This window comes from Streptomyces angustmyceticus, from assembly GCF_040701845.1.
In the GTDB taxonomy this organism is placed as follows: Bacteria; Actinomycetota; Actinomycetes; order Streptomycetales; family Streptomycetaceae; genus Streptomyces; species Streptomyces angustmyceticus_A.
Window position 1 is genome coordinate 30,730 of the sequence record NZ_JBFBHQ010000006.1, and the last position, 25,709, is coordinate 56,438.

Sequence of the window (25,709 nt, forward strand, 5' to 3'; positions counted from 1 at the left end):
GACCAGCACCGCTGGGACCGCCGGACCACCAGAACGCCCAGGACCACCAGGACCAGCCCGGTCAGGGCGGGTCTCCCCACGCAACGCCGCCGCCGGTGACCACGCCGCGCCGGGCCAGCCACCGGCTCAGCCCCCGCGGATGCAGCAGCGGCAGCTCGCCGCCCCACTGATCCCAGTCCAGCCCGCCGTCCAGGTGGTGGGTGAGCACGCCGAGGACCACACCCCTCTCACCCCGGACCGTGAAGGTCACCTCACCCAGGCACATGCAGGTGAAGGGGGCGGCGGTCCCATCGGTCTCCAACAGGCCCGCCAGCTCGGCGATCTCGGCGACGCCGCCCACCATGACCGACGACCGCTCTTCCTCTCCGGGCCACCGAAGCTCCACCTCGACGGAGCGGGCCCCCGCCCACAGGGCATCGACCCGCCGCAGACCGATCACACCCATCCGACTCACCGCTTTCCCTTCCGCCCCGGCCCGTCATACCCGGCACGCACTGCCCGCCCACACCAGCGCGGTCACCACCGTGGTGGTCACTTCGACGGGCGCCGCCGGCGAGTTGGCGGCGCAGCACTCACGAGGAGCCGGCTCGGCCGGCTCCCGGACCTCGCCTCGTCGGACCCGGCAGGTGGCTCTGAGGATCAGGGGCGCGGGGCACCAATCGCCGGACGTCACAAAGCCCGCCTGTGAGGTTGTACCGGGTGGATGTCCTTCTGCCCGTCATGATGCATGAGACGCCGCTCATTTGCTCCTGCTGGTGCCGGCTGACCGCGGCGGGTCATGACGCGTCACCACCGCATGCTTCCCGTTCGCCGCTCTGGGGCGTGCTCACGCGTACGGCGCCACGGACGGCACGGCCACGGATGTCGCCGACCGGGCGAGCGGCGACGGGGGCCCCGGCCTCCCGGTCCGCACCGTGCCCGTCCGCCGCAGAGGATGAACAGCGGTTCTCCCCTGAGGCAGGGAGCGCAACGAGGCCGGGGCAGGACGCCGCCCCGGCCTCGTTGCGTCGTACGGTTCAGGTCGCGCTGCAGCTCTCCAGGGAGCGGCCGAGGGTTTCCGGTGCCATCACGACCGAGACCGTCACACCGACCACGGACACCGCGCTGGCCAGCAGCATGGTGGGACCGATGCCCCAGCTGTCCAGGGCGATGGGGGTGAGGAAGGTGCCCACGGCCGCCGCGATCCGGCTGAAGCCCGTACCCACGCCGACGGCGGTGGCCCGGATCTCGGTGGGGAACAGCTCGTTCGGGTAGATCCACTGCAGCAGGGTGGGGCCCCCGATGGCGATCGCGTACACCGCGAACAGCAGGCCGCTCGCGACCGGGGGCAGCCCCGGCAGGAGTCCCAGGAGCAACAGCGGCACGGTGGCCGTGGCGAAGGAGGCGATCAACAGGGGTCGGCGGCCGAACTTTCCGAGTACCGGGAGGAACGCCACACAGCCGATCATGAAGACCAGGGCGATCGCGGCCGAGCCGAGGTTGCTGCTGTCCTCACCGGCCAGCCCCAGCGCGGTCAGCAGTTGCGGGGCGAAGGCGTAGATCGCGTAGATCGGCATGATGGAGCAGGCCCAGAACAGGGAGACGAAGAAGGTCCGCCTGCCGTACTCGCCGCGGAAGACGGCGGAGAACTTCGCGGGCTGGGTCGGGGCGCCCAGGTCCTCGGCGGTCGCCGACGGACCGAAGACCTTCTTCATCACGGCGTCCGCCTCGGCCCGGCGCCCCTTGGACAGCAGCCAGCGTGGCGACTCGGGGGTGCCGAAGCGCAGGAGCACCAGGACCGCCGCGGGGACGGCGGGGCAGGCGAGCAGCCAGCGCCAGCCCTCCTCGCCGAAGCCCAGCATCCAGTCGCCGGCCAGGTACGCGGCCGCGCTGCCGACCGACCACATCACGGTGAGCAGGCCGAGCATGGCGCCGCGGTGCTTGCGCGGGGAGAACTCCGCGAGCAGCGAGGTGGCGATCGGATAGTCCGCCCCCACGGCCACGCCGATCAGGAACCGCAGTATCAGGAGCTGCTCCGGACCGGTGACGAAGGCCTGGGCGACGGAGAACACGACGATCGCGGCGAGGTCGATGGTGTACATGATGTGGCGGCCGTAGCGGTCGGTGACCCAGCCGAAGACCGTGCCACCGACCAGCAGCCCGACCAGGGCGGCAGCCGCGAGCAGCCCCTCCCAGGCACCGCCGAGACCCCATCGGGGGCCCAGCTGGGTGAGGGCGACACCGATCACGCTGAGGATCAGGCCGTCGAGGAAGGGACCGCCGGCCGAATAGACCGTGAGCCGGCGATGGAATCCGCTGAGTTTGCTGTCTTCGAGCAGATCGCGGCCGCTACGGGGCGCGGTCTCCGGGGCGAGCGGGGAAGAGGGCATGAGCCACCTCGGGGAGTCGAGAGGGGCCGGGACTGGTGGGGTCGAGAGGGGGCGGCGCGCAGGGGGGCGGACCTCGACGGCACTCAGGCCAGCAGTGGCGATGAAGCTAGAAATAGTTGAACGATCCTGTCAAGGGTGAGGCGAAAGCTCCCGTGAAAGATGCCTGATCTATGGCCTTATATCAGGGCAAAAGGCCATGGATGGCCCGGCTGAGCTTCTGGCCTCACTATGGATTGCTGAACAATCCTGAGGTAGCTTCCTCTCATGCCTGATGAAGAGAACGACGCCGCCGCGCCGCCTCCCTACCTCGCTGCCGAGGCGATCGCCGACCGGTTGCGCGACCGGATCACCTCCGGTGCGCTCGCTCCCGGTAACCCGCTGCGCGACGCCGCCCTCGCCGAGGAGTTCGGCGTCTCGCGCAATACCCTGCGCGAAGCCGTACGCCTGCTGGTGCACGAAGGCCTGGCGGTCCACCAGCTCTACAAGGGCGCTGCCGTCAAAGGCCTCGACGTCGCGGACGTCCACGACATCTACGCCGCCCGTCGCGCCCTTGAGCTCAGGGCGGCCGAGCAGAGCTTCACCGCCCCGCAGCAGGCGCTCGACGGCCTTGATCGGTATGTGGCGGCCGCCGAGCGGGCGGCCGAGGCCGGCCAGTGGAACGAGGCGGCCACCTGTTCTCTGGACTTCCACCGCGGTGTGGTGCACCTGATCGGCAGTGCCCGGCTCGACCGCTTCTTCCGCACCACCGTCGCCCAGCTTCGCCTCGCCTTCTCCGAGGTACCGATCGAAGCGGAATTCCAGAGGCAGTGGGTGCCGCGCGATCGCGAGCTGTGCGATCTGCTCCGGTCGGGCCGACGCGCCGAGGCTGCCGAAGGGCTGGCCCGCTACCTCGACGACTCCGAGCGCCAGGTCGTCGACATCGTGCGCGCGGTCCACAGCGCCTGACGCCTTCGCCCAGCCGACACCCGACCGGCACCCCCGGCCGGTCCCTCCGTCCCTCCGCGAAACCGCGGACGCACCAGGAAAGAGAGCGCACAGATGGTCAGCACCGAAGCCGCGTACCAGGCCACCGAGGGCGGCCCCCTCGACGTCGACAAGGCCTTCTACGACCGGGTCTCCGGCAGCCCCGGCGACCGCCGGCTGGTCGACCGCTTCACCATCCCGATCCGCTCCGGCCGCGCCTGGGAAGTGCCCGCAGGGCATCTGTGCCGCATCGTCACCGTGGACGGGCCCCAGGTCGGTGATCTCAACGTATGGAACCGCCACGACCCGCGCGAACGCCTCTGGGCGGCACGCACCCGTCAGCTCCAGCGCGCGCACGTCAGCACCTACGACCGGCTGTGGTCCACCCTTCCCTTCCTGCGTCCGCTGCTGACCGTCACCGACGACACGCTCGACGGCTACGGCACCGACGGCGAGGGCGGCAGGGTCCACGACCTGCTGGGCACGCGCTGCGACCCGTACGTCAACCGCATGCTGACCGGCGAGGACTTCGACTTCCACTGCCACTCGAACCTGGTCCGCGCGGTGCTGCCCTACGGGCTCACGGAGTTCGACGTGCACGACGTCCTCAACGTCTTCCAGTGCACCGGGCTCAACGCCGACGACCAGTACTTCATGAAGGCCTGCCCGGCCCGGCCCGGCGACCACTTCGAGTTCTTCGCCGAGCTCGACCTGCTCTGCGCACTGTCCACCTGCCCCGGCGGCGATCTGTCCGTGCCGCTGTGGGGGCCGGACGCGGGCGACCCGCTCGACGTGTGCCACCCGATCGGCATCGAGGTCTACGCGGTCGACGACGAACTCCTCGAAGGCTGGACGCCTCCGGAGCGCGCCGCCTACCGCAACCTGCACGGCATGAACCTCCCTGCCTGGAAGGGCTGATCACGTCGGCAGCCCTGATCGGCGAGGCCGGCGCCGGGGGTTTCGGCCCCCGACCCGTCGCCCTCCGGTGCCGTCCTCGCCTTCGGCCTGGTGCCGGCCGCCCTGCCCGACGTCGCTCGCGTTGGGTTCCCCGTCGGGTTGGGGCCCTTCGGAGCTTGGAGGCACCACGGTGCCCCGCAGTCCCAGCGGTGCGCCTGGGTCCCTGAGCCGTCCGGCTCCGTTCCCGGTATTCGCCACGTCGACTCCGTTCTCTCGCGGTTTGCTGTCGTGGCGCGGGGGACATCCGACGGCGGTGCTCCGTGCCTGCTCGTGTATGCGCTCGCACCTGACCTGCCCCTGCCGATCGGCAGCGAAAGGGGCCGGACGGCCCCTGCCCGGCCGGCTCGGTGTATTTCAGGCTGAAGGCGTCACGGCGGCCACGTGACGCCGCTCCGTGCACCGAGGAGGCATCATGCTCAACACTCCGCACATCGTCAGGGACGTGATGACGAAGACCGTGGCCGCGGTCGACCGGGGGGCGCGGTTCAAGGAGGTCGTCGAGACCATGGAGGAGTGGAAGGTCAGCGCTCTGCCGGTGCTTGCGGGGGAGGGCCGTGTGGTCGGAGTGGTCTCCGAGGCCGATCTGCTGCCGAAGGAGGAGTTCCGGGAGTCGGACCCCGACCGTCTGGAGCAGCTGCGGCAGGTCGACGACGTACGCAGGGCGGAAGCGGTGACGGCGGGGGAGCTGATGACCAGCCCGGCCCTGACCGTGCGGGCCGATGCCACGCTCTCCCAGGCCGCACGGCTGATGGCGCACGAGTCCGTCAAACGGCTTCCGGTGGTGGACGGGCACGGGGTGCTGAGAGGCATCGTCAGCCGTGCCGACCTGCTGAAAGTCTTTCTGCGTTCGGACGACGACCTCGCGGAGGAAGTCCGCCGGGACATCATGGGCGCGCTGTTCGCGGCGCCGACCAAGGATCTCCAAGTCACGGTCGCCGACGGGGTCGTCACGCTCAGCGGGCGGGTCCGGGACACCTCGCTCATCCCGGTGATCGCACGCCTGGTGCGGTCGGTCGAGGGGGTGGTGGATGTGGAGTTCGATGTGACCGGCGCGGCGTCGGCACGGCCTGGGCCGCCGGTGGCGGGCCGACAGATTTGATCAAGTCCGGCTGCGCGAGCGGGTCGACATGGCCACCGGCTCCTGCCCGGGCTGCTCGTCCTGTGCGGCCCGCGGGGCACGGACCAGTACGACGGGCCGCTCGGCGTGCGCGACCGTGTTCATCGCGACGGAGCCGAGCAGGAATCCGGCGAGCCCGCCGGCGCCGATGGTGCCGATCACCAGGAGCTCGGCTTCTTCGGCCGCCGCACGCAGCACCTCCGGGGGCGGACCGGTGAGGAGTTCCGCCGTGATGCCGAGGTCCTGATCGCATTGGTGCAGCTGGGCGGTGACCTCACGCGGGACGCCCTCGGACCAGCGCCGGGCGCCCTTTGGGCCGGCAGACGGGGCATGTGAGCGGGGCTGCCGCTCCGCTGCATGGACGAGCCTGAGCGGCACCTCGGAGCTGTGCCTCCCGGGCGCCCCGGTCCGTGGCGGCGAGGCCCGCAGGCGATCCGTCCCCCCGACAGCCATAGGGCGCGTCATGGCATACCTCCAGTGAGCGCAAGGCGTCGCTCCCTTCACACGCTGATCGGCGCGGACGATTCGGACGAGGGGCCGCAGGGCCATTTCACGGGCCGACCGGCCCAACAGGGGCCCGGTCCGCGGCGTGCGGACGCGGAGGACGACCGCGTGGCCTGCCCGGGACCGGCCGTCCGGCGGCGTTTGGGGCCGGACGGCCCCTGCCTGGCGCAGGCGCACGACAGCAGGCTGGAGGTGTCGCATCCGGCCGTGCGAGGCGGCCCGTCCCGAGGAGGCGTCATGGAGCACACTCCGCACACCGTCAGCGATGTGATGACCCAGACCGTGGTGGCGATCGGGCAGGAAGCGCCGTTCAAGGAGATCGTCGAGACCATGGAGCAGTGGAAGGTCAGCGCCCTGCCCGTGCTGGTGGGGGAGGGCCGTGTGGTCGGAGTGGTCTCCGAAGCCGATCTGCTGCCGAAGGAAGAGTTCCGGGAGTCGGAGCCGGACCGTATGGAGCAGCTGCACCGGTTGGACGATGTACGCAAGGCCGGTGCATTGACGGCGGGAGAGCTGATGAGCTCGCCCGCCCTGACGGTGCACGCCGGTGACACCATTGCCCAGGCGGCGCGGACGATGGCCTTCAAGTCCGTGAAACGGCTTCCCGTCGTCGACGCCGCCGGGCTGCTGCAGGGCATCGTCAGCCGCTCCGACCTGCTGAAGGTCTTCCTGCGCTCCGACGAGGACCTGGCCGGGGAAGTACGTGCGGAAGTCGTCGGCAGGCTGTTCGGCGACTCCGCGAAGGATCTGCAGGTCACCGTCGCCGACGGGGTGGTCACCCTCCACGGCGCGGTCCGCGACCCCTCGCTCCTGCCCGTTGCGGCCCGCCTGGTGCGGGCGGTCGAGGGCGTCGTGGACGTGGTCTTCGATGTCCCGGGCCCTGCTCCTGCCCGGACGGGGCCGCCCGGGGCGGGGCCGCAGTGGTGAGGTGTCCTCGGGGGGACGGGGCAGGCGTGCGAGAGGGCCTGCCGGCCCCCGCGGACAGCGCCGGACGGCCCTCGTGAGCAAGGGATGCCGCAGCCCATGGTGAGAGTCAGGACCCCGCGGAAGGGCGACCCGATGACACGCACCGCATCTCGTGCGCAAGAGGTCTGCGCACTGCTGGCCGACGGAAGCACGGTCCGGCTGCGCCCGGCCCGCCCGGAGGATCGCGGACAGGTACTGCGGCTCTACGAGGAGATGTCCGTGGACAATCTGCGCAGCAGGTTCTTCGCGGTGAGCACCCGTTCCGGCGAGCAGGCCGCGGACCGGCTCTGCGGCCCGGCCGGGCCCGGGCACCGCACTCTGGTCGCCGTGCACGGCGACCGGCTGGTCGGTGTCGCCGAATACGAGAACGTGGACGACCCCACCTCTGCCGAGATCGCTCTGGCGGTCGCCGACGACTTCCACCACCGCGGTGTCGGCACCCTGTTGCTGGAACACCTCGTCCACACCGCCCGCGAGAACGGCATCGCGGTCTTCACCGCCGACGTGCTCGCCGACAACCACCTCATCCACAAGGTCTTCGCCGACCTCGGCCTCCGGGTCACTCGGCAGTTCGACGGCACCACGGTGCGCGGTACCATCCGGCTCGCGCCGGACGAGCGTTACCTCTCGGCAGTGGACATCCGGGCGCGTACCGCCGACACCGCGAGCATGCAGCCACTGCTGCGCCCCCACTCCGTCGCGGTGATCGGAGCCGGCACCCGGCCGGGGTCGGTGGGGCGTGCCGTCCTGCACAACCTGCGCGAGGCACACTTCGCCGGTCTCCTGTACGCGGTCAACCCGCATGCCCACGCCGTATGGCGCGTCCCCGCGTACCCCTCGGTAGCCGACCTTCCCCACCCGCCCGATCTCGCCGTGATCGCCATACCGGCCGCCGCAGTTCCCGAGGCTGCGGCCCAGTGCGGAAGAGCGGGCGTCAGAGCGCTGGTGGTCGTGACATCCGGCCTCGACGCGGAGCAGAGCGCGGCGCTGACAGCGGCTTGCCGCCGCTGGGACATGCGGATGGTCGGCCCCAACTGTCTGGGCATCGCCAATACGGAAGAGCCGGTCCGCATGGACGCGACCTTCGCCGTCACCAAGCCCCTGCCGGGCACCGCCGGGGTCGCCGTGCAGTCCGGAGGCGTCGGTATCGCGCTCCTCGACGGACTCTCCCGCCTGGGCATCGGTATCTCCAGCTTCGTCTCGCTCGGCGACAAACGCGATGTCAGCAGCAACGACCTCCTGCAGTGGTGGGAGTGTGACGGCCGAACCGATCTGGCGCTGCTGCACCTGGAGTCGTTCGGCAATCCCCGTGCCTTCTCCCGCACCGCCCGGCGCGTCGCGCGCGGTATGCCGCTTCTGACGGTCGACGCCGGGCGTTCCGAAGCGGGCCGCCGCGCGGCCGCTTCGCACACCGCGGCCGCGGCGACCCCCACGATGACCCGCGGGGCTCTGTTCTCCCAGGCCGGGATCACCGCCACCCGCACCCTCGGCGAGCTGCTGGACACCGCTGCACTGCTGCACTCCCAGCCGCTGCCCGCAGGCGGGCGGGTTGCCGTGGTCTCTAACGCCGGTGGCGCGGGCGTGCTTGCTGCGGACGCGTGCGCGGACGCGGGACTGACCGTCCCCGAGTTGCCGCCGGATCTTGTGGGAGTGCTGCTCGCCCTGCTCCCGGGGGGCGCCGGCGCCGCGAACCCCGTCGACACCACGCCGACGGTGAGCGCGCAGGAATTGAGCGGCTGCGTGGACCGCCTCGCGGAATCCGGAGCGGTCGACGGAGTCCTGGTCGTCCTGGTGCCCACCGCACCGGCCACGGCGGTCGGCACCGATCTGGTCACCGCGCTGACCACCCGGGCGCCGGCTGCCCGCTCCGGCAAGCCGATCGTCGCCGTGCGGCTCGACCAGGCGGAGCGCGTCCGGCTGCTCCCGACCGGAGACGGACGGACGGTGCCTTCCTACGGCGAACCGCAAGCGGCAGCGCGAGCCCTTCTTCACGCCGCCGAGCGCGCACACTGGCTGGCCAGGCCGCACGGGAGTGTGGTGGAACCGCCCGGCATCGACTCCTCGCAGGCACGGGCTCTGGTGGAAGCATTTCTCGCCGGAGAGCCGGCTGGCGGCTGGCTGGACGCCCGCGCGACCGACCAACTCCTCGCCCACTACGGCATTCCGCGCCTGCGCCAGGCATGTGCCGCCACCGAGCAGGAAGCCGTCGAGGCCGCCGCGCGGCTCGCCGGTCCCGGCGGTGGAGTGGTGCTCAAGGCCCAGGGGCCTGGTCTCGTCCACAAGAGCGAGCGGGGCGCAGTTCTCCTCGACCTGCACGGTGAGCAGCAGATACGGGCCGCCTACCGTGACCTGACCGCCCGCCTCGGGGCAGTCATGTCCGAAGTCCTCGTCCAGCCGATGGCCGCCCGTGGCACGGAACTGCTGGCGGGCGTCGTCCAGGACGAAGTCTTCGGCGCCCTGGTCGTGTTCGGGCTCGGTGGCACCACCAGCGAGCTGCTCTCCGACCACGCGGCGCGCCTCGCACCGCTCACCGACACCGACATCCGCGAGCTCCTCACCACACCGCGCTGTGCGGCGTTGCTGTACGGCCACCGGGGCAGCGGACCGTCCGACACCGGTGCCCTGGAGGACCTGCTGGCACGTCTCTCCCGCATGGCCGACGACCTCCCTGAGCTTGCCGAGGCCGAATGCAATCCCGTCATCGCCGGGCCGGGCGGGATCACCGCAGTCGACGCCCGGGTCCGCCTGCTGCCACGTCGCGCACACGACCCGTATCTGCGTCGGCTTCCCTGAGGACGGACGCGAGCGGAGAGCGGGGCCGAGATGAAGCGTCGACGGGTCGGAAGCGTGATGACCGATGATGTCGTCAGCGCACGGAGCGGGACTCCGACTGGCGAAATGGCGCGGTGGCTGGCGGAGTACGACATCAGTGGCCTGCCCGTCGTGGATGCCGAGGACAGGGTGATCGGAGTCGTCTCCGCGACGGACCTGCAACGCAACCGGCGCACCACGGCCACAGACGGCCTGCTCACCGCCGGCGCGGTGATGTCCGCTCCGGCCCGCACCGTCCGTGCCGACGACTCCGTGGTGCGTGCGGCCCGCCTCATGAGCACGAGCGGCGTCGAGCGGCTCCCCGTGGTGGATGAAGAGGCTCGTCTGGTCGGCATGGTCACCCGGCGCGACGTGCTGCAGATCTTCGCCCGTCCGGACGCGGACATCCGCGACGAGGTCATCGACGAGGTCGTGGTGCGGGCATTGTGGCTGAGCCCGCAGAGCGTGGAGGTGGTGGTGAGGGAAGGCATCGTGACTCTCACCGGTCAGCTGGAGTCCAGTGGCGCAGCGGCCATCGCAGTACGGATGACGCAGCAGGTCGACGGCGTGACCGCCGTGGTCGATCGCCTCACCCACCGGCGTGAGGCCCCGTACCGGCAGCTGACGTAGCCTGCGGCCGAGCCTGCGAGCTGAACGCTTCCGTGCCCGACGGGGCTGTGCCGGAGTGGAACAGGCGGGCGAGGCGGGACGGTCCTCGCACGTACAGAGCCGACGCGGCTCAGGGCTGCCGGTGCCGCCACCGGAGGTCTGATTCTGCCCAGTCCTTCTCCCACTGGGCGTAGCGCCGGCGGTTCAGCAGGACGACTGCGGCTTTGTTCGCGCCGATGAGCAGAAGACCTGTGGTGGACGCGGCGACGACGCCGATCGCGACGCTTCCGGCGATGGCGTCCTCGGGGGTGGTGGGATCCCGCAGCAGGGACCCATGCCGGTTCAGCCATGCGGTGGTCCGGTCACCCGCCCGCAGACCCGGCGCCACGGCTGTCTCTCCCGTGCGTACTGTGCCGTCCGCGGCCGTCCACCGCACCGTGGCGTGGACCCGGCCGCCGGTGCCACCCGCGGAGTCAACACCGATGCGAGCAGGGGGATCTTCCGTGAGCACGGCGGACACGCTCTTCCACTCGCGCCCCTGCCGCTGGGAAGAGGCTTCCAGGTCACTCGCGGCCACCGCACCTGCGGCAGGCGCCGCCACGGCGATCAGGAACGCGGTCGTCAGGAAAATCCAGGCTTCCGCCACGTCCGTCCCGCGCTTGAGCGGGTTGCCCCGCCACCGCCAGCGCATCTCCTTCAGAGGCATGACGCACCCCTCTCGCCTCCTTTGACCTTGGCACGCCTGAAGAGCGCAGGTGAGGGGCCGAACGGCCCCACCCGGGGACGGGTCGGCGCCGTGGGCAGGGCAGGCGCGGGACCGTTCGGCCCTGGCGAGCCGGCCGCGGAGGCCGCACGATGGGGGAGCGGGGCACGTCCTCGTATCCCGCGCCCGGAGGGCAGCATGACCGACGCAGCGACCTTCTCACCGCAGCGGCCGATACGCGTGTTCCTGCTCGACGATCACGAAGTCGTCCGCCGGGGTGTGCAGGACCTGCTCGATGCCGAGCCCGACATCGAGGTGGTGGGCGATGCCGGTACGGCGGACCATGCGCTCGCCCGCGGTCCGGCGCTGCGGCCGGATGTTGCGGTGCTGGACGTACGGCTGCCGGACGGGGACGGCGTCTCCGTCTGCCGGGAGCTGCGCTCGCGCATGCCGGGGCTGGCTTGTCTGATGCTCACCTCGTTCGACGACGACGATGCGCTGCTCGACGCGATCATGGCTGGTGCGGCCGGCTACGTACTGAAGGAGATCAAGGGGGCGGATCTGGTCGCCGCGGTGCGCACGGTCGCGGCCGGCCGGTCCATGCTCGACCCGGCGACGACGTCGCGGCTGATGAGCACGCTGCGGGGCGAGGACTCCGACGAGGAGCCCGAGACGGACGCGCTGTCGAGCCTCTCACCACGGGAGAGGGAGATCCTCGGGCTGATCGGCGAAGGGCTGACGAACCGGCAGATCGGCAAACGGCTCTATCTCTCCGAGAAGACCGTCAAGAACCACATCTCCCGCCTGCTGGCCAAGCTCGGTGTGGAACGGCGTATCCAGGCGGCCGTCCTCGCCACCCGGGCCGCCCCGGAGCCGGACGCTCCCGCCGGTGGACGTCACGACTGAGGCATGCGGTGCGGATGCCCGTCATGCCGAGTCAGCGGTACACACCACACCAGGCGGGACCCGCCTTCCGCCGGTGCTTCGAGGGACATCTCCCCGCCCATGCTCTCCGCCCGTTTCGCCAGATTGCGCAAGCCGCTGCGTCGCCCGTCATGGGGGATGCCCACGCCGTTGTCCTGGACCGTCAGAGTCAGTCTCTGATCGCGGACGATCAGTGACACGTCCGCCGCACTGGCGTGAGCGTGCTGCGCGGTGTTGGCCAGCGCTTCGCCGAGCACGGCCAGCACATGCTCCGCGACCTCTGCCGTCACCTCCGTATCGATGAGTCCCTCCATGCGCAGGGACGGCCTGAACCCGAGCGTGTCGGCCGCCCGTTCTGCCGAGGCGGTCATGCGGGCCCGCATGCCGTGGGCGGCCCGGCCGGAGTCAGGGGTGCGGAGGCCGAAGATGGTGGAACGAATGATCTTGATGGTCTCGTCCAGATCGTCCACGGCCCGGAACAGTCGTTCGCTGGCCTCGGGGTGATCGACGAAACGCAGCGCGCTCTGCAGGGTCATACCCGTGGCGAAGAGTCGTTGAATGGCCAGATCGTGCAGGTCACGGGCGATGCGCTCATGGTCCCTGAGCAGAGTCAGCTGTTCGGCGTCCTGGCGTTGGTCGGCCATCTCCATGGCGAGGGCCCCTTGTCCCGCGAACGTCAGCAGCGGCGCGGTCTCCGACTCGGTGAAGGGACTGCGGCCGTGGAGCCGGGCCAGCAACAGCACACCGCGCACCCGCTCGCCGGTCATCATCGGGACGGCGACTGCGGGCCCCAGGCCCATCCAGCGGGGCGGGCCGATGGTGATTCTGGGATCGTGCTCGACATCAAGGCTGATCAAGGGACTCCGGGCGGTGAGAGCCGCCCCGACGAAAGATCCGTGGCGAGGGAGGATCAGGCCTCTGTGCGCCTCGGCATCCACGCCGACAGCGAGAGCCACACTCAAGTTGTCGCCGTCGACCGGCAGTGCCAGCACTCCGAGGTCGGCGGAGAGGATGCGTACAGCGTGGTCGACGATCATCGTGAGGACGTCGGTCTCACCCGCCCCGGGCAGCAGACCGGCGACGATCTCACCATTCGCCTCCAGCCACCGCTGCCGATAGCGGGCCTCCTCGTACAGGCGGGCATTGTCGATGGCCACACCGGCCGCCACGGCCAGCGTCGACAGTACGGTTTCGTCCTCGGCGTCGAACTCCCTGCCACCACGCTTCTCGGTGAGGTAGAGATTGCCGAAGACCTTGCCGCGGACCCGGATCGGCACCCCGAGAAACGAGTGCATCGGCGGGTGATTCGGCGGGAACCCGTACGACGCGCGGTGTTCGCCCAGTTCGGCGAGGCGTAGCGGAGCGGGACGGCGGATCAGTTCACCCAGAATTCCGTGGCCGGCCGGAAGGGCACCGATGGCATGAGCTTCCTCCTCGGAAATCCCGACCGGAAGGAACTGGGAGAGCCGGTGGTCGTCACCGATCACGCCGAGCGCCCCGTACTCGGCGTCCACGAGGGCGACTGCGGCCTCGACGATGCGGCGCAGCACCTGCGACAGGTCCAGCCCCCGGCCCACGGACATCACTGCTTCGAGCAGGAGAGAGGGCGGTCCGCCCGTGTTCCTTCCCACCGCCCTGAGGCGCTCTTGCAGGTCGTCCGGAAGCGTGCCCAGGCGCCACTGAGCGTCTTCGGCTCGGTCAGGTCTCTCGTCGCCCACGACACCCTCCGCGGTGACCGCCCGGGGCGCGGCCACACCCTCCACGGTACTGACCGTGGACGGACGAGCACCTTGGGAGCCGGTGGGGCCCGCCGGCCGAGTTGCGTGGAGAGCCCTGAGTTCCTGCAGCGGTAAGTACGGACCTGGACCGTGAGGAGGTGGAGGCAGGAGGGCAGTGGGCCGTTCGGCCCTTCGGCAGCGCCCATCGGCTCATTGCCCGGAGGACGACGAGCCGAGCACGATCGAGGAGCGGGGCGGGCGCGCGCCCGCCCCGCAGTGCGATGCGACGAGCCGACGGGGGAGCCCACCGTCGGCAGCCCGGCCGAAGGGGCACCACGGGAGGGACGGACGGCCGGCACCACTACGGTCGGGGCGCGGCGCGGGGCAGCGGTGACTCCGTTCCGGGGATGCAGGTCTGTTTCCTTTCACCACCCCCGAAAGAAGGACAGCCATGGAGCCGGAATTGATCACTGTCGGGCTCGACGGTTCACTGGAGAGTCTGGCAGCCGCACGGTGGGCCGCTGACGAAGCCGAACGGCGGAATTCGGTGCTGCGTCTTCTTCATGCCTGGATCCTGCTGGCCGCCGAGGCGCCGGATACTCCGCCCGACCGTGCCCAGAACGCCGGAGCGCGGCAGGTCGTGGAACGGGCTCTGGGTGAGGTCCGTGCCCGCCATCCCCATCTGCAGATCATCGAGGATCTGGTGGGCTCCGAGGCCGAGCCGGCGCTGCTGCGCGCGGCCGGCGAATCGCGGATGCTGGCGCTCGGGTCACGGGCTCTCACGGCGTGGGAGAGCTATGTGCTCGGTGATGTCAGCCTGGAGGTCGTCGGCCGGGCCGACGGGCCGGTCGTTCTCGTCCGAGGGGGCTGGAGCGCGAGTCCACCGCAGCCGGAAATCGGGGACCTCGTCACTCGGCCCGATCCGCGCATCGTCGTCGGCATGAGCCTGAACGGGCCCTGCGAACCCTTGCTTGCCTTCGCGTTCGACGCTGCAGTGAGCCGCGGACTTCCCCTGCAGGCCGTGCACGGGCGTTCGCTCCCTGTGCACGCCTACGCGCCCTGGGGGGTCGCCCCCGATGTCGCGGAGGAACTCACCAAGGATGCGGACGGCGAGCTGAGAGAGAACCTGCGCCCTTGGCGTGAGCGCTTCCCCGAGGTGCCGGTACGAGTGACCGTGCTGGTCGAGAACCCGACCCGGGCCATGGTGCAGACCGTCCCGGGGGCCGAACTCCTGGTGGTGGGCCGTAGGCGCCACCATCCACCCCTCACGCCACGTGTCGGACCTGTGGCGCACGCAGCGATGCACCATGTGGCCTGTCCCGTGGCCGTGGTCCCTCACGACTGAGCCCCGCTCGCGAGCGGCGGGCCCGGAGCACTCGTCCGGTCGCCCGCTCGGCCTCACCGAGTGGCCGCGGCGTGTCGCACGAGGTCCTCCTCGATCTGCCGGACGAGCGGTGCGACCGCGTCCGCGACCTGAGGCGAGAGCCCGGTACCGAGGCTGGTGTCGGCCGCTTCGACGGCGTAGACGAGCAACTCCCCGGGCAGTCGGCCCAGTGCGCGGGCGAGCTGCACGGCGTCGCCCAGAGCGAAGCCGTGCGAGCTGGTTTCGCCAGGGCGCGTCTGCGGCAGATCGCCATCGAGCCGGAGGCGGTGCACATGCCCGGGACGGGCCGGGTGGACGTGAGCGGCGTCCACGACGACGGCCAGGCGGGCGCCCTCCCACGCGCCGATCAGCCGGGTGGGATCGCCGTCGGTACATGTGAGCGTGGTACCGCGGGGGAGCGGTCGGTGCTCCCCTCGTTGCGCGAGCCGGCCCACGACCGCCCAGCCGACGCCGTCGTCGTGCCGGTAGTCGTTTCCGACACCGATGACGGCGATCCGCGTGGCCGTGGCAGATACGTCCATGAGCCGATGCTTCCCCGTGCTGCCCGGCAAGCACCAGGCAGGGACCTCACCCCTGTCAGCCCGTCCGGGGGACGGAGAGGGCCGTACGGGGCACGCCGGGATCGGCGGACCGCATGTGGGCACGAGAGCGGCACATACTGGCTGCGCTGACACGATCCGTGCCGGAAGGCGGGCGATGACGGGCAATGAGACCACCGCGGTGATCGGCACGGACGGGCTGGACGCGCTGATCCGCGTCCTCGCCGCACGTGGCCGAACGGTCATCGGGCCGACCGTGCGCGACGGCGCGATCGTGCTGGCCGAGATCGCCGGCGGCGACGAGCTGCCGTACGGCTGGGGCGTCGAACTGGAGGCCGGACACTACCGGGTGCGCCCCCGCGAGGACGGCGCGGCGTTCGCGCACAGCGCGGGTCCGCAGTCCTGGAAGACGTACCTGCACCCGCAGCGTGAGCGGCAGTGGACCGCCGACCGCGGGGCTGACGGCGCGCTGGTGATGACCGAGGACGACACGCCGCCGACGTCGTACGCCTTCCTCGGGGTACGCCCTTGCGATCTGCGGGCCATCTCCGTGCAGGACCGGGTACTGGCCGGCGGCCCGCACACCGACAGCCGCTACCGCGCTCGCCGGGAACGGGCCTTCCTGGTGGCCGCGGAGTGCACCGATCCGGGCGCCACCTGCTTCTGCACGTCCATGGGCGCGGGCCCCGCCGCGGACAGCGGCTACGACCTGGCGCTGACCGAGGTGGTCGAAGAGGGCGACCACCGGTTCTGGGTACGGGCCGGCAGCGACGAAGGTGCGTCAGTGCTGGCTGAGCTCCCACGTCGGCCCAGTGACCACGAGACCGAGTCCGCGGCACGGGAGCGCGTCGCCGAGGCGGCCGACCGCATGGGCCGCAGCATGCCACTGGTGGACCTGCAGACGCTGATGCGTGACACGTTGCAGGCCGACCGCTGGAACGATGTCGCCTCACGGTGCCTGACCTGCGGCAACTGCACCATGGTGTGCCCGACCTGCTTCTGCACCACGGCCGAGGACGTCACCGACCTGAGCGGGGATCACGCCGAGCGGTGGCGCCGCTGGGAATCCTGCTTCGACCTGGAGTTCTCCCATCTGCCGGGCGGACCGGTGCGGGCGTCGGGCCACAGCCGCTACCGGCAGTGGGCCACCCACAAACTCGGCACCTGGTACGACCAGTTCGGCAGCTCGGGCTGCGTCGGCTGCGGCCGGTGCATCGTCTGGTGCCCGGTGGGCATCGACATCACCGAGGAGGCCCACGCGCTGAACGCGGAGCGTGCTGCAGGAACGGCACAGGGCGAAGCGTCGTCATGACGGCACGAGGACGCAGAATTCTCAGTGCGCTGGCGCCCGAACACCGTGACCGGCTGCTCGGTTTCGCACGTGACGTCTCCCTGCCGGCCGGCGTCCGCCTCTTCGAGGAGGGCGGTGCGGCCGACCGGTTCTGGATCATCCGTACCGGAATCGTCGTCCTCGACGTGTATGAGCCGGGCCGTGGCGCCATGGTCGTCGAGACCCTTGGTGAGGGTGAACTGCTGGGCTGGTCCTGGTTGTTCGAGCCCTACCGCTGGCACCTGGGCGCGCGGACCAGAGGGGATGTGGAGGCGTACGAGTTCGATGCGCATCGGGTGCGCGCCGCTCTCGACGAGGACCCCGCCTTCGGCCTGGCGGTGACCCGGTGTGTCGCCGGCGTGGCGATCGGCCGACGGTTGCGCGCCGCCCGTACCCGCCTTCTGGACCTGTACGGGCCGCCCGGCAGCCACACCACCGCGGCCGGTGGTGAAGCGCCGTGACGGCCGCGAGCCCCGCCCTGGCCCCGTTGCCCTACCGGGTGGTCGAGCGGAGGGACGACACCGCCGACACCGCCGAGATCGTCCTCGAACCCGTGGTGTCGGCCCTGCCGCCCTTCGTCCCCGGGCAGTTCGCGATGGTGTACGCCTTCGGCGTGGGCGACATCCCGCTGTCGCTGAGCGGCATCGCCGGGAGCCGGCTGACCCACACGATCCGCGCGGTCGGGGCGGTGTCCGGAGCCTTGCACGGCCTGCAACCCGGCGCGACGGTCGGCGTACGCGGGCCGCTCGGCACCGGCTGGAACCTGACCGCCGCGGCCGGACGCGACCTGGTGGTCGTGGCCGGCGGCCTCGGCCTGGCGCCGCTGCGGCCACTCGTCCACGCGGCACTCGCCACGCCCCACCGGTACGGCCGGCTGAACATCCTCATCGGGGCTCGCACCCCCGCCGACCTGCTCTGCACGCGGGACATCGACCGGTGGCGCGCGGTCGGCGCCCGTGTCCAGGTCACCGTCGACCGCCCCGACGACAGCTGGCAGGGGGACGTCGGCGTGGTGACCGCCCTCCTGGACCGGGCCCGGTTCGCCCCGGCCGGGGCGGCGGCCTTCGTCTGCGGCCCCGAGGCCATGATCCGGGCCACCGCCCGCGACCTCGTCCACCGCGGGCTCGCTCCGGACCGGATCCGGATCTCCCTGGAGCGCACCATGCACTGCGGGACCGGTCACTGCGGCCACTGCCAGCTCGGCCCGTTGCTGCTGTGCCGGGACGGGCCGGTCGTCACCTGGGCCCGAGCCGAAGCCCTCCTCGCCGTACGGGAGCTGTGACATGGCCGCCGTGCCCGACCCGCGTCCGCGGCTGGCCGTGTGGAAGTTCGCCTCCTGCGACGGCTGCCAGCTGACCCTGCTCGACTGTGAGGACGAACTCCTCGGCATCACCGAGCGGGTGGAGATCACCCACTTCCTGGAGGCGTCCAGCGGGCCCGGCCCGGGACCGTTCGACCTGTCGCTGGTCGAGGGCTCCGTCACGACCTCCCAGGACGCCGAGCGGATCCAGCAGATCCGCGCCGCCTCCCGCCGCCTGGTCACCATCGGTGCCTGTGCCACCGCGGGCGGGGTCCAGGCGCTGCGCAACTACGCCGACGTGTCCGAGTTCCGTGCCGTGGTCTACGCCCGGCCGGACTACATCGACACCCTCGCCACCTCCACCCCCATCAGCGCCCATGTCCCCGTCGACTTCGAACTGCGCGGCTGCCCCATCGACCGAGGTCAGCTCGTCGAGGTCATCACCGCCTACCTCGCCGGCCGCACGCCCGACGTTCCCGCGCACAGCGTGTGCTTCGAGTGCAAGCGGCGCGGCACCGTCTGTGTGACGGTCGCGCACGGCACCCCCTGCCTGGGCCCGGTCACCCACGCGGGGTGCGGCGCGCTGTGCCCGGCGTACGACCGCGGCTGCTACGGCTGCTTCGGCCCGTCGAACTCGACCAACTTCCCTTCCTTCATCCCGCTGTTGCGCCGCGACGGCATGGAAACCCTGGACGTGGTGCGGGTACTGCGTACGTTCAACACCGCCGCGCCGGAGTTCGAGGCGGCCGTACGGAAGGAACTGCCCGGGTGACCCACCGCGAGTCGAAGGTGCTGAAGGTGGCCTCCCTCGCCCGCGTCGAAGGCGAGGGCGCGCTGCATCTGCGCCTCCACGACGGCGAGGTCGCCGAGGCCCGGCTGAAGATCTATGAACCCCCGCGGTTCTTCGAGGCGTTCCTGCGCGGCCGTGCCCACACCGAGCCGCCCGACATCACCTCCCGGGTGTGCGGCATCTGCCCGGTCGCCTACCAGATGAGCGCCTGCCGCGCGATCGAGGACGCCTGCGGCATCGTCGTGGACGGCCCACTGGCCGCGCTGCGCCGGCTGCTCTACTGCGGCGAATGGATCGAGAGCCAGACCCTGCACGTCTACCTGCTGCACGCCCCCGACTTCCTCGGCGCCGGCAGCGTCATCGACCTGGCGCGCACCCATCGCCCCCACGTGGAGAGGGGCCTCGCGCTCAAGCAGACCGGTAACGCCCTCATGGAACTCCTCGGTGGCCGCGCCATCCACCCCGTCAACGTACGTCTCGGCGGCTTCCACCGCGTCCCGGCCAGATCCGAGCTGCGGCCCTTCGCGGAACGGCTCAAGCGCGCCCGGGACGACGCCGAGGCGACCGTGCGCTGGGTCGCCGGCTTCGACTTCCCCGACGCCGGGATCGACACCGCACTTCTCGCGCTCGCCGAACCGGGCGACTACGCCATCGCCTCCGGGACCCCCACGGCGATGGCCGCTCCGAGCACCGCAGGACTGCCCGGGGACAGCGACCGTGCGCTCCCCACCCGTACCTTCCCGCTGCACACCTTCCCCGACCACGTCATCGAGACGCAGGTGCCGCATTCCACCGCCCTGCACTCCCTGCTCGACGGGAACCGCCACCTCACGGGCACACTCGCCCGCTACGCCATCAGCGGCCGCTGGCTGCCCCCCGACGTGCTGCAGGCCGCACGGGAGGCCGGGCTCGGCGACCCACGCGAGGGAGCGGTGTGCCGCAACCCGTTCCGCAGCATCGTCGTCCGGGCGGTCGAGGTCCTGTACGCGGTCGGCGAGGCGCTGCGCCTCATCGAGGCCTACGAGCCCCCACCACGCCCGTACCTCGACGTGCCCGCGCGGGCCGGCACCGGTCATGGCGCGACGGAGGCCCCCCGCGGGCTCCTCTACCACCGCTACAGCCTCGATGCCGACGGAACCGTCACCGATGCCGCCCTCGTCCCGCCGACCGCGCAGAACCAGGCCGCGATCGAGCAGGACCTGCGCCGCACGGCGCAGGAGCGCCTCGGCGTCGCGCCCCACCCCTCCGACACCGAGCTGACCGCCCTGTGCGAACGAGTGATCCGCAACCACGATCCGTGCATCTCCTGCTCCACGCACTTCCTCGATCTGACCATCGCTCGCGACTGAGGAATCCAGGGCCCAGGCGCCGCGGCGAGGGCAGGTTCGAAAGGCTGGTGACCGGAACCAGGGGGCGGGGTGGATTCGCCGGGATGCCCCTGGGCTCGGTGAGTCAGGGGCGCTGCATCGCGCACAGTGCCCGCTCGTCACCGTTCCCGTTCCGGAGAGGCGTGGCCAGTCGTTGAAGCGGTGAGTCTCAGATGCGCGGGACGACCGCAACCGGGCAGAAGGAATGGTGCAGAACGGCGAACACAATGGGCCCGAGAAGCATCGGGGTGCGCTGCATTCGACGCCCCACGACCAGCAGACTCGCCTGTGAGCATGCCTCCAGCAGTACCGGTGCAACTCTGCCCCGCTGTACGTGTTCGACTACGTTGACGCCGGGGAACTTCGCCCGCCAAGGGGCCAGGATGCCGGCCAGCTTCTTCTCCTCGGCGAGTGCGCACCGGTCCTCTTCCGGTGAGTGGGCAGGCATGGTGGGCACATACCCCCGGCCGCCCAGCGGCTCCCACGCCCGTACGGCGCGCACGCTCGCATGGTGGGCCTTCGCGGCACCGAACGCGAACTCCAGCACTGCCTCACCTCGTGTCCCGGGCTCCTGGACACCGATCACCACCTCGGGCCTCCCATAGGGGACGGTTTCCTCCTCGCGCACGGTGACCGCCGGGCACTCCGCGCGTCCGAGAACGTGCAGGCTGACCGAACCGAGCAGGAACCCGGCTATCGCACCGTGCCCGCGCGATCCGAGCACCATCATCGTGGCCTGCCCACTGCGGTCGACCAACGCGTCGACCGCCGGCTCCGAGACCTGCTCGGTCGTCACCGGGATGTCCGGGTGCAGTTCGAGCGCCCTGGCTTCGGCTGATGCGAGCACCTCGGCTCCGAAGCGCTTCTTGTTCGCGGCCTCCTGGGCGATGGGGAGATTCTGGGGCTGAGAGGTCCAGGAGTGCAGAAGGTGGAGCCGTAGGCCGCGGGCCGCCGCTTCCTCGGCGCCCCAGCGCACAGCGGGCACGCTGTTACCGGTGCCGTCCAGCCCCACGACAACAGACCCGCCCATGACGACCTCCACGCAGCCAGGGCTACGGATACGAACATCGGGTTCCAGCATCGCCGCGGCCGAGGAGGAGACCAATGGGCCGAGCGGTCCTACCAGGAGGCCACGTGGCGCGCCGGGGTGCCGCTCACCCGGTTCGTCTGCCCGTCTCGGGCCGGGCCGGGCGCCGACCCGCTCGGGGCCCTTTCGACCCCCAGGAGGTGGCACGGCGACGCGCACAGTGGGGGCCGAACCGCATGCCGCGTGTACCCGGCCGAGGGGTGTGGCGCAGGATTGCCGGCCTGTGTGTGCCTGTTGCCGCGCCGGCGGTCAGCTGTCCCTTCCCTCTGCGGGAACGACCGCGACGGTGCACGGCGCATGGTGCAGCATCGCGTGGTTGACGAGTCCGAGCTGCAGCACCAGAGGGTCTCGCCGCCGTCGGGCTCCCACCACCAGCAGACCTGCGTGGGAAGCGGCCTGCAAGAGTGCCGGCCGCGCGCGACTCTCGACGGCGACACGACGCACGGGCACGTCGGAATGCACGGCCGTGGGTCGTGCGAGGGCCTCATCCAGCCACAGCTTGGCCTGCTGTTCGTGGAACAGCCGGGTTTCGTTGAAGTCGCCGGAGCATACCGTGGCGTGTTCCCGTCGTGGGCGCGCCCAGGCGTGTACCACTTCGACCCCCCAGCCGCGCAGGGCCGCTTCCGTGAAGGCGAAATCGACGGCCGCGGTCGTCGTGCCGGGTGCGGCGAGCCCGACCACGACCCAGCGTTCGTCCGTGGTGGCCGGGACACCACCGCGCACCACGAAGACCGGACAGCGGGCCCGCGCCGCGACCGTCAGACTCACCGACCCGAGGAGGGTGCCGGAGAGCCCGTGCCCCCGGCAGCCGACAATGATTGCGGCGGCACCCTCGCTCGCGTCGGCCAACGCGTAGACCGGGTCCTCGTCGCGGACGTCGGCTGTCACAGGCACCTCCGGGCACCGTGACCGTGCCCGCACCTCAGCGGCGGCGGCAACGGCCTGGGCGGCACCCGCGCGCTGAGCCCGTCGGGAACCACCGCAAGAGTGCGCGGGCTCCTCGTGGAGTGCCCACAACGACGCGTACAGCAGGCGCAGCGGGCATCCGCGAAGCGCGGCTTCATCAGCGGCCCAGTCCACCGCGCGCATGGCGTCAGGGGAACCGTCGGTGCCTACGACCAGGGGAAAGACCATCCTATTCACCGCCTGACGAGGGTAGGGGGCATGCCCACTGGGTGCCAGGGTGCGGCCGATGCGGAAGGGAAAACAGGGGCTCATCGGCCCAACGCCGGGCCGTTCGGCCTTGGGGCCTGAAGTGCGGGTGCCACCCTCGCCACCTGCCGTGAGGCGGGCATCACGCCGTTGCTCATTACGCGGCATCAACGACGGCCCGGCCCTCCGGCAGGCCGGCATCGGTGTGGCGGTGGGGCGCCGCGGAACCGAAGTGGCGCGCCAGGCAGCGGATTTGGTTCTCGCGGACGACATCCTCGGCACCGTCCTCCCGGCGGTGGTGGAAGGGCGCCGCATCCATGCCGATGTCCGTCGCCGTCGGGCGTGCCGGGCGCCGCGGACCGGACGTTCCCGGCAATCGCGGATCTGCCTCGTGCTCGGCGACACCACTCGGCGCTGCCCTCGGATCGCGCAGCCGCCCGCGCAGTTCCGCCACCCCCTTCCTCCTCGCTGCGGTGGCGCTGGCCTTGGTTCTTCAGGTGGCAGGTGTTCTCCTGCCGCCACTGCGTTCCCTGCTGGGAGCCGAGCCGTTGTCCGGGTCCGAGCCGGCGCTCGGGCTGGCACCGGTGTGCTGGGGGCACCTGGCGACGCGCGTCCGGCGCAGGTTCTTCCGAGCGGATCCCGCAGACCTCGATGGTGGCTGTCGGCCCCGTGAGGTGCCCCGCCGTGGGGCCCTTCGGCCCACCGCACCCCGCCGAACAGCCCTGTACCGATCATCGTCACGAGCGCACTCTGGCAGTGACCGGCCTGTACGGCTCGGTGGCCGCACGTCGCCCACGGAGATCCGGGAGAACCGGCATGAACTCCACACCACCATTGCTTCATGCGCTCCCCACGGAGGGGCGCGAACGCCTGATGCAGTTCGCCCGTGAAGTGTCGTTCCCGGAGGGGAAGCGGATCTTCGAGGAACACGGGCTCGCCGACCGGTTCTGGATAATTCGCACCGGCTCGGTGAATCTCGACGTCCAGGTGAGGGGCCGGCGGCCGATGGTCGTCGACATGCTGGACCACGGCGACCTCGTGGGCTGGTCGTGGCTGGTACCGCCGTACACCTGGCGTATGGGCGCGGAGGCGTCCAGCCCCGTGCGGGCCTACGAGTTCGATGCGACGGCGGTACGCGCCCTGTGCGAGGCGGACCCGGCGATCGGCCTGGCAGTGACCCGCCGGGTCCTCGACGTGGTCGCAAGCCGTCTCCAGGCCACCCGTCTTCGTCTGGCCGATATGGGCGGGCCCGGATCAAGGGCCATGCCCGCTCCGCCGTGAACGCAGCCGGCCCACCTCCCCGGAAGGTGTCGGGCGACGGCGCGCCCCGACGCTCCTTTCAAGGAGAGCCGAGCGGCCCACTGCCCGTCTCCATCCGGCCCTGCTCCCCGGCGGCCGACGATGCGACGGTGAGGAGAAGGGCATTTCTCTGCTGATGCAGGAAGGCGGTGGGGACCATGGTGCGCCCCCTGGTCGTCGGTGTAGACGGATCGGATGCCAGTTTCGTCGCGCTCGACTGGGCGGTGGACGAGGCCGCGCGGCACGAGTTGCCGCTACGCCTGGTCCACGCCTCCCAATGGGAGCGTTACGAGGATGTGGCGCTGGGGCCGAGCCTGAAGCGCCCTGCCGGGGAGGTTCTCGCCGGCAATATCGTGGGGTCTGCGGTCGAACGCACCGAGCTGCGCAACGCCGACGTCGACGTCTCCACCCAGATTCTGGGGGACGATCCGGAATCCGTGCTGCTGCGCGAAGCCGACCATGCCTCCGCGGTGATCGTGGGTTCGCGGGGCCGCGGTGCCTTCACCGGCCTGTTGCTGGGGTCGGTCGGACTGGCCGTCGCAGCCCGGGCGCGGTGCCCCGTGATCGTGGTGCGCGGAGACAAGGCGGGGCTTGCGGGGACACATGAGCGCGTCCTCCTCGGCGTCGGTGAGTCGGCCGAAGACTCGGAAGCCGTCCGGTTCGCCTTCCGCGAGGCCGCGGCCCGGGGGTGCGCCCTCGAGGCCGTCCGTGCCTGGCGCTGCCCCGCGCACGAGACCACCGACCACCCGCTGCTCGCCGGAGACCCGGAGCGGTATCACCAGGAGCGGGCATCGGCCGTGCTGGACGAGTCGCTGAAGGAGATGGTCGGTGAGTACCCGGCGGTGCGGCTACGGCGCGCCACGGTTGAAGGGCCGGCCCACAAGGTGCTGGTGCAGCGTTCCGCCGCCGCGGACCTGCTGGTGCTCGGAGCACGGCGCCGTGACAGTCGTCTGGGGCTCCAGCTGGGGCGGGTGGCGCACACCGCTCTGCACCACGCGGAGTGCCCCGTGGCGGTCGTGCCGCAGCCGACGTGACACAGGGGTCGGACCTCGGGCCCTGGGGGAGGTACGCCACTTCCCCGTCACGACCTTGCTCTCGATGGCGCATGGGTGCCCATGACGCGAATGCGTCGGCCGGTGATCCGCGTGGGACGGATGGCGATCCACTCGTGACGTCCGTCGCCCACCCAGGGTGCCGTGCGGGCATGTTCCTCGAGCCGACGTGATTCAGAGGAGTCGGTGACCACGTGGGCGCGCCCCACCACCAGGACGCTCCAGCCCTGGCTGAATGCGTCATCGATGTGATCGACCTCCAGCGCGACCTCGTGGCCGGCCGCCGCGGCCGGTCCGGCTTCCGGGGCGGTGCGGTAGGCGATCAGCTCGTCGGCCACGGTGTAGTTCACAGGGAACACCGCGGGTGTGTCGTCAACGGTCACCGCTACGCGGCCGACGCCGTGCGTGGAGAGCCGCTCGCGGCACTCGGCAGGACTGAGAACCAGTACCTCGGGATGTGGGGCTGCCTTGCCGAATCCGGCCGGCAACTCCATCGTCCCGCCCACCAGCTCGGCCACCGTCGTATCCAACGCACCGGCCAGGCGCAGCATGAATCCGATGCCCGGCTCGGCGGCGCTCTCCTCCACGTACTGGAGGAATCCCGGCGAGGCAGCGGCGCGGGCCGCGACCTCCTCGCGGGTCAGCCCCAACTGTTGCCGGCGCAGTGCGACCCGCCGCCCGAGGTCACTGCGGGGCCGGAGCGGCTCCGAGCCGGAGTCGGGCTCCCTGTTCGTCATCGCGTACACATCCCTTCGTCGAGCCGTGTCAGCG

At 71.2% G+C, this 25,709-nt stretch carries 26 protein-coding genes; 16 read left to right on the plus strand and 10 right to left on the minus strand.

All coding sequences use genetic code 11. The features are described from left to right. Nucleotides 1-61: 61 nt before the first annotated feature. Nucleotides 62-445, minus strand: a complete 384-nt coding sequence (locus tag AB0411_RS15675) for a hypothetical protein (protein ID WP_366417841.1) — start codon at nt 443-445, stop codon at nt 62-64. A gap of 571 nt (nt 446-1,016) precedes the next feature. Beyond that, complete coding sequence (locus AB0411_RS15680) at nt 1,017-2,369, minus strand: MFS transporter (protein ID WP_366417842.1); 1,353 nt, start codon at nt 2,367-2,369, stop codon at nt 1,017-1,019. Nucleotides 2,370-2,633: 264 nt separating this feature from the next. Here AB0411_RS15680 and AB0411_RS15685 point away from each other — a divergent pair, with 264 nt between their 5' ends. From AB0411_RS15685 to AB0411_RS15695, 3 genes are all read left to right on the plus strand, one after another. Further along, nucleotides 2,634-3,314 (plus strand): GntR family transcriptional regulator, encoded by a 681-nt coding sequence (locus AB0411_RS15685; protein ID WP_366417843.1) that lies wholly within the window; start codon nt 2,634-2,636, stop codon nt 3,312-3,314. 93 nt (nt 3,315-3,407) lie between these two features. Then, entirely contained in the window at nt 3,408-4,250 is an 843-nt protein-coding gene (locus AB0411_RS15690; RefSeq protein ID WP_366417844.1) for an urea carboxylase-associated family protein, read from the plus strand. 451 nt (nt 4,251-4,701) lie between these two features. Continuing rightward, a complete protein-coding gene (locus tag AB0411_RS15695; protein ID WP_366417845.1) occupies nt 4,702-5,388 on the plus strand; it encodes a CBS domain-containing protein in 687 nt (228 codons plus the stop codon). Here the strand turns inward: AB0411_RS15695 and AB0411_RS15700 are convergent, their stop codons facing one another. After that, nucleotides 5,389-5,784, minus strand: coding sequence for a universal stress protein (locus tag AB0411_RS15700; protein WP_366417846.1), 396 nt, complete (start codon nt 5,782-5,784; stop codon nt 5,389-5,391). A gap of 363 nt (nt 5,785-6,147) precedes the next feature. On the opposite strand from AB0411_RS15700, the gene AB0411_RS15705 reads away from it, so the two are divergent. The 3 genes from AB0411_RS15705 to AB0411_RS15715 all read left to right on the plus strand — a co-directional run bounded on the left by AB0411_RS15705 (nt 6,148) and on the right by AB0411_RS15715 (nt 10,314). Beyond that, the gene (locus AB0411_RS15705) at nt 6,148-6,834 is read left to right on the plus strand and encodes a CBS domain-containing protein (protein WP_366417847.1); all 687 of its coding nucleotides are present in this window, start codon (nt 6,148-6,150) and stop codon (nt 6,832-6,834) included. Between the two features lie 132 nt (nt 6,835-6,966). Next, nucleotides 6,967-9,666, plus strand: a complete 2,700-nt coding sequence (locus tag AB0411_RS15710; RefSeq protein WP_366417848.1) for a bifunctional acetate--CoA ligase family protein/GNAT family N-acetyltransferase — start codon at nt 6,967-6,969, stop codon at nt 9,664-9,666. 57 nt (nt 9,667-9,723) lie between these two features. Beyond that, nucleotides 9,724-10,314, plus strand: a complete 591-nt coding sequence (locus tag AB0411_RS15715) for a CBS domain-containing protein (protein ID WP_366417849.1) — start codon at nt 9,724-9,726, stop codon at nt 10,312-10,314. 109 nt (nt 10,315-10,423) lie between these two features. On the opposite strand, the gene AB0411_RS15720 is transcribed toward AB0411_RS15715, so the two are convergent. After that, on the minus strand, nt 10,424-10,999 hold the full coding sequence (locus tag AB0411_RS15720; RefSeq protein WP_366417850.1) for an Rv1733c family protein: 576 nt from the start codon (nt 10,997-10,999) through the stop codon (nt 10,424-10,426). Nucleotides 11,000-11,194: 195 nt separating this feature from the next. On the opposite strand from AB0411_RS15720, the gene AB0411_RS15725 reads away from it, so the two are divergent. Beyond that, nucleotides 11,195-11,902, plus strand: coding sequence for a response regulator transcription factor (locus AB0411_RS15725; protein WP_366417851.1), 708 nt, complete (start codon nt 11,195-11,197; stop codon nt 11,900-11,902). On the opposite strand, the gene AB0411_RS15730 is transcribed toward AB0411_RS15725, so the two are convergent. Beyond that, nucleotides 11,893-13,638, minus strand: coding sequence for a sensor histidine kinase (locus AB0411_RS15730; RefSeq protein ID WP_366417852.1), 1,746 nt, complete (start codon nt 13,636-13,638; stop codon nt 11,893-11,895). The genes AB0411_RS15725 and AB0411_RS15730 overlap by 10 nt on opposite strands. 451 nt (nt 13,639-14,089) lie before the next feature. Here AB0411_RS15730 and AB0411_RS15735 point away from each other — a divergent pair, with 451 nt between their 5' ends. After that, nucleotides 14,090-14,983 carry a universal stress protein gene (locus AB0411_RS15735; RefSeq protein ID WP_366417853.1) on the plus strand — a complete coding sequence of 298 codons (894 nt, stop codon included), beginning with the start codon at nt 14,090-14,092 and terminating at the stop codon, nt 14,981-14,983. A 53-nt stretch (nt 14,984-15,036) separates the two neighbouring features. Here AB0411_RS15735 and AB0411_RS15740 read toward each other — a convergent pair whose 3' ends face one another. Next, nucleotides 15,037-15,543 (minus strand): hydrogenase maturation protease, encoded by a 507-nt coding sequence (locus AB0411_RS15740; RefSeq protein ID WP_366417854.1) that lies wholly within the window; start codon nt 15,541-15,543, stop codon nt 15,037-15,039. A gap of 175 nt (nt 15,544-15,718) precedes the next feature. On the opposite strand from AB0411_RS15740, the gene AB0411_RS15745 reads away from it, so the two are divergent. Genes AB0411_RS15745 through AB0411_RS15765 form a run of 5 tightly spaced genes read left to right on the plus strand, consistent with a single transcriptional unit; the run spans nt 15,719 to nt 20,330 of the window. Further along, the gene (locus tag AB0411_RS15745) at nt 15,719-16,873 is read left to right on the plus strand and encodes a 4Fe-4S dicluster domain-containing protein (RefSeq protein WP_366417855.1); all 1,155 of its coding nucleotides are present in this window, start codon (nt 15,719-15,721) and stop codon (nt 16,871-16,873) included. Next, nucleotides 16,870-17,352, plus strand: a complete 483-nt coding sequence (locus AB0411_RS15750) for a cyclic nucleotide-binding domain-containing protein (RefSeq protein ID WP_366417856.1) — start codon at nt 16,870-16,872, stop codon at nt 17,350-17,352. The genes AB0411_RS15745 and AB0411_RS15750 overlap by 4 nt, the downstream gene beginning before the upstream one ends. Then, nucleotides 17,349-18,173: an FAD/NAD(P)-binding protein gene (locus AB0411_RS15755; protein ID WP_366417857.1), complete on the plus strand. Its 825-nt coding sequence runs from the start codon at nt 17,349-17,351 to the stop codon at nt 18,171-18,173. The genes AB0411_RS15750 and AB0411_RS15755 overlap by 4 nt, the downstream gene beginning before the upstream one ends. Nucleotide 18,174: 1 nt before the next feature. Beyond that, on the plus strand, nt 18,175-18,963 hold the full coding sequence (locus AB0411_RS15760) for an oxidoreductase (RefSeq protein ID WP_366417858.1): 789 nt from the start codon (nt 18,175-18,177) through the stop codon (nt 18,961-18,963). After that, nucleotides 18,960-20,330, plus strand: a complete 1,371-nt coding sequence (locus AB0411_RS15765) for a Ni/Fe hydrogenase subunit alpha (protein WP_366417859.1) — start codon at nt 18,960-18,962, stop codon at nt 20,328-20,330. The genes AB0411_RS15760 and AB0411_RS15765 overlap by 4 nt, the downstream gene beginning before the upstream one ends. 187 nt (nt 20,331-20,517) lie before the next feature. Here AB0411_RS15765 and AB0411_RS15770 read toward each other — a convergent pair whose 3' ends face one another. Beyond that, a complete protein-coding gene (locus tag AB0411_RS15770; RefSeq protein ID WP_366417860.1) occupies nt 20,518-21,378 on the minus strand; it encodes a universal stress protein in 861 nt (286 codons plus the stop codon). Nucleotides 21,379-21,452: 74 nt separating this feature from the next. Here AB0411_RS15770 and AB0411_RS15775 point away from each other — a divergent pair, with 74 nt between their 5' ends. Further along, nucleotides 21,453-21,755, plus strand: a complete 303-nt coding sequence (locus AB0411_RS15775; protein ID WP_366417861.1) for a cation-transporting P-type ATPase — start codon at nt 21,453-21,455, stop codon at nt 21,753-21,755. Here AB0411_RS15775 and AB0411_RS15780 read toward each other — a convergent pair. Then, the gene (locus AB0411_RS15780; RefSeq protein WP_366417862.1) at nt 21,685-22,860 is read right to left on the minus strand and encodes a universal stress protein; all 1,176 of its coding nucleotides are present in this window, start codon (nt 22,858-22,860) and stop codon (nt 21,685-21,687) included. The two genes, AB0411_RS15775 and AB0411_RS15780, sit on opposite strands and share 71 nt — an antisense overlap. Then, nucleotides 22,745-23,041, minus strand: coding sequence for a hypothetical protein (locus AB0411_RS15785; protein WP_366418252.1), 297 nt, complete (start codon nt 23,039-23,041; stop codon nt 22,745-22,747). Before AB0411_RS15785 ends, AB0411_RS15780 begins: the two co-directional genes overlap by 116 nt. Before the next feature lie 362 nt (nt 23,042-23,403). Between AB0411_RS15785 and AB0411_RS15790 the strand changes: the two genes are divergently transcribed. Then, entirely contained in the window at nt 23,404-23,868 is a 465-nt protein-coding gene (locus tag AB0411_RS15790) for a Crp/Fnr family transcriptional regulator (protein WP_366417863.1), read from the plus strand. A gap of 176 nt (nt 23,869-24,044) precedes the next feature. Next, a complete protein-coding gene (locus tag AB0411_RS15795; protein ID WP_366417864.1) occupies nt 24,045-24,920 on the plus strand; it encodes a universal stress protein in 876 nt (291 codons plus the stop codon). A gap of 47 nt (nt 24,921-24,967) precedes the next feature. Here the strand turns inward: AB0411_RS15795 and AB0411_RS15800 are convergent, their stop codons facing one another. After that, nucleotides 24,968-25,675: a helix-turn-helix domain-containing protein gene (locus tag AB0411_RS15800; RefSeq protein WP_366417865.1), complete on the minus strand. Its 708-nt coding sequence runs from the start codon at nt 25,673-25,675 to the stop codon at nt 24,968-24,970. Nucleotides 25,676-25,709: the final 34 nt, after the last annotated feature.